4 protein-coding genes are annotated in these 3,273 nt (G+C 62.3%); all 4 read left to right on the top strand.

What is annotated here, in order from left to right; translation table 11 throughout:
• Positions 1-181: 181 nt before the first annotated feature.
• Positions 182-880: a DUF2161 domain-containing phosphodiesterase gene (locus EN991_RS28985; RefSeq protein WP_024503270.1), complete on the top strand. Its 699-nt coding sequence runs from the start codon at positions 182-184 to the stop codon at positions 878-880.
• Positions 881-936: 56 nt separating this feature from the next.
• The gene (locus EN991_RS28980; RefSeq protein WP_032808257.1) at positions 937-1,344 is read left to right on the top strand and encodes a DUF930 domain-containing protein; all 408 of its coding nucleotides are present in this window, start codon (positions 937-939) and stop codon (positions 1,342-1,344) included.
• 181 nt (positions 1,345-1,525) lie between these two features.
• Complete coding sequence (locus EN991_RS28975; protein WP_013531644.1) at positions 1,526-2,188, top strand: TerC family protein; 663 nt, start codon at positions 1,526-1,528, stop codon at positions 2,186-2,188.
• Between the two features lie 136 nt (positions 2,189-2,324).
• The coding region (gene rimO / locus EN991_RS28970; RefSeq protein WP_127370034.1) for a 30S ribosomal protein S12 methylthiotransferase RimO at positions 2,325-3,273 on the top strand (949 nt) is incomplete at its 3' end.

The raw sequence follows: 3,273 nt of genomic DNA, 5'->3' as shown, positions 1-3,273 counted from the left end.
GTTCGGCACCGCCCGGTTCGGCAGCTTCCTGCGCCGCAGGAAGCTGCCGAACCGGGCGGTGCCGAACGCCGAAGCCTGACGGCTGGCCCGGCGTTGCGGTATCCACACCGGTCCCCTTTCGAGCCGCAGAACGCCGAACCACCGGAAGGCTTTTCGTCTCGAATCGGCTAAACCTTGCGCCATGAACGAGACCTCACTCTATGCGCCGGTGAAGCGGTTCCTCGAAAGCCTCGACTTTGTCGTCAAAGGCGAGATCGACGGCTGCGATGTTGTTGCGTTGCGCGAGGGGGAGCCGCCGGTTGTCGTCATCTGCGAGTTGAAGCTGCAGTTCAATCTCGAACTGGTGCTGCAAGGTGTCGATCGTGCGGCGGCCTGCGACGAGGTGTGGCTGGCCGCGCGCATGTCGGCTCGCGGCAAGGGACGCGAAAGCGATGCCAGGTTCCGCAATCTCTGCCGCCGGCTTGGCTTCGGCTTGCTTGGCGTGACCGCGACGGACCGGGTCGAGGTGCTTCTCAGCCCGATCGCGCTGGCGCCGCGCAAGAATGCCCGCCGGCGCTCCCGCCTGGTCGACGAGCACCAGCGCCGTCGCGGCGATCCCGTTGCCGGAGGAGGATCGCGCAATCCGATCATGACCGCCTATCGCCAAAGCGCCCTCGCCTGCGCTGCCGCCATGGTGGATGGTCCCAGGCGGCCGCGAGATCTGAAGGCGGTGACGCCGATCGCGCCCAAGATCCTGCAGCACAATGTCTATGGCTGGTTCGCGCGCGTCGACCGTGGCCTGTACGATCTTACCGATGCCGGCCGTGCCTCTTTGGTCCGTTGGCCGCAGGCATCGCACGACGAATCCCGACACGCAATTTTGAACGCAGCAGCCATATGATTGAAGATTCCCGCAGCGTCCGAGGCGGTCCGCTCGGTTGATTTCTCCGACAAAATATGTTGCTTGTCCCGCCCATGAAGAAGCTCTGCATGACCGCCTTGGCGTCAGTGACACTGAGTTTTCCAGCCAGCGCAATGGACAATGCATTGCGCGCCGGACTGATGAAACTCGATCCCCAAACTCGCCTTGAACAGCGTTGCGACGCCGAAGTGCTCGACCGCATCACCCATGACGATCGCAAGTTCAAAGCCGATCGCGTCGTCGCCTACGCCTTTGCCACGCCCGAGATGGGCGCCGATGCAATCAAGAGCCCGGGTGCTGCGTTTCGCAGCAAGGGGCAGTGGTATAGGCTGAAATTCAAGTGCCAGACCGGGCCGGACCATATGGAAGTCTTGCAACTCCGCTACCGGATCGGCGACGAGATTCCGGAAGCCGACTGGGCAAAGTATAATCTCTACGATTGATTTGCGATCGGCCATGGTTTTGCCTGGCTGTCGGCGAGTGCCGCGAACATTGGATCTGGCTTGACGTAACGATGCTTCGGTGATGGCGCCACGCGTGATCCCTTGACGCCAAGGGACCACCAAGTTAGGGCCTCTGGGTAATCGACGAACACTCGGCAAAATCAGCAAGGGCTTCCGGTCGATGGACATTTTTTTCAGCGCTGCCAGCCTGACCGCCCTGCTCCAGGTCATCGCCATCGACCTCGTGCTGGCCGGCGACAATGCGATCGTCATCGGCCTTGCCGCTGCCGGCCTGCCGGCTGACCAACGCAAGAAGGCGATCCTCATCGGCGTGATTGCGGCAACGGTGCTGCGCATCGGTTTTGCCGCAATTACCGTCAAGCTGCTGGCGATCGTCGGCCTGCTGCTGGCCGGCGGCATCCTGCTGCTGTGGGTCTGCTGGAAAATGTACCGCGAGCTGCGCACGTCACATGCCGATGAGCTGGAAGCGACCGAGGCGCTGTCGAATTCGGACCTCAACAGTGACCAGGCAGTCGCCGGCAAGTCGAAGCGCAAGACCCTTGGCCAGGCTGCCTTGCAGATTGTCGTCGCCGATGTGTCGATGTCGCTCGACAACGTGCTGGCGGTGGCTGGAGCGGCGCGTGATCATTTTCCGGTGCTGGTCATCGGCCTTGTGCTGTCGATCGCGCTCATGGGGCTGGCTGCGACCTTCATTGCCAAGCTGCTGCATCGCCACCGCTGGATCGCCTATGTCGGCCTGCTGATCATACTCTATGTCGCGCTGGACATGGTCTATCGTGGCGCCGTGGAGGTCTGGCCACATGTGAACAACGTGGTCGGCTGAAGCTGGCGGACATCCGCGTCTTCACTCCGTCGAAGCAAGACCGCCGTGCGTTTTGCCGCATCGCGGGCCTGCCCATACCAATGCCGCAATAAGTGTGGTACTGCGCCGGCAATCCTGAAAAGCCCGGAAACCCTCTATGTCCGCTCCCCGCGTGAGTTTTGTCAGTCTTGGATGCCCGAAGGCCCTCGTGGATTCGGAGCGCATCATCACGCGCCTGCGCGCCGAAGGTTACGAAATCGCACGCAAGCATGACGGCGCCGACCTCGTCGTCGTCAACACCTGCGGTTTTCTCGATTCCGCCCGAGACGAGTCGCTCAACGCCATCGGCTCCGCGCTTTCGGAAAACGGCCGAGTGATCGTCACCGGTTGCCTGGGCGCCGAGCCGGACGTCATTCGCGAAAAGCACCCGAATGTGCTGGCGATCACCGGGCCGCAGGCCTATGAGAGCGTGATGGCCGCGGTGCATGAGGCCGCACCGCCTTCGCACGATCCCTATATCGATCTCCTGCCGCCGCAGGGTGTCAAGCTGACGCCGCGCCACTACGCCTATCTCAAGATTTCCGAAGGCTGCAACAACCGCTGCACCTTCTGCATCATTCCCGCACTGCGTGGTGACCTCGTCTCGCGGCCGGCGGCAGATGTGCTGCGTGAGGCTGAGAAACTGGCCAAGGCTGGCGTCAAGGAACTTCTGGTCATCTCGCAGGACACCAGCGCCTACGGCATCGACATCAAGTACCAGACGTCGATGTTCGGCGACCGTGAAGTGCGCGCAAAATTCCTCGATCTTTCGGAGGAACTGGGCAAGCTCGGCATCTGGGTGCGCATGCACTATGTCTACCCCTACCCGCATGTCGCCGACGTCATCCCGCTGATGGCGGAGGGCAAGATCCTCCCTTACCTGGATATCCCGTTCCAGCATGCCTCGCCGCAGGTGTTGAAGAACATGCGCCGGCCCGCGCATGGCGAAAAGACGCTCGAGCGCATTCGCGGCTGGCGCGAGGTCTGTCCGGATCTGGCCATCCGCTCGACCTTCATCGTCGGCTTCCCCGGCGAGACGGATGACGATTTCGAGATGCTGCTCGACT

Source organism: Mesorhizobium sp. M7A.F.Ca.US.005.03.2.1 (genome assembly GCF_003997795.1).
Classification (GTDB): domain Bacteria; phylum Pseudomonadota; class Alphaproteobacteria; order Rhizobiales; family Rhizobiaceae; genus Mesorhizobium; species Mesorhizobium ciceri.
The sequence above is the reverse complement of the archived record's forward strand: the minus strand, read 5'-3'. Positions and strand labels throughout refer to the sequence as shown.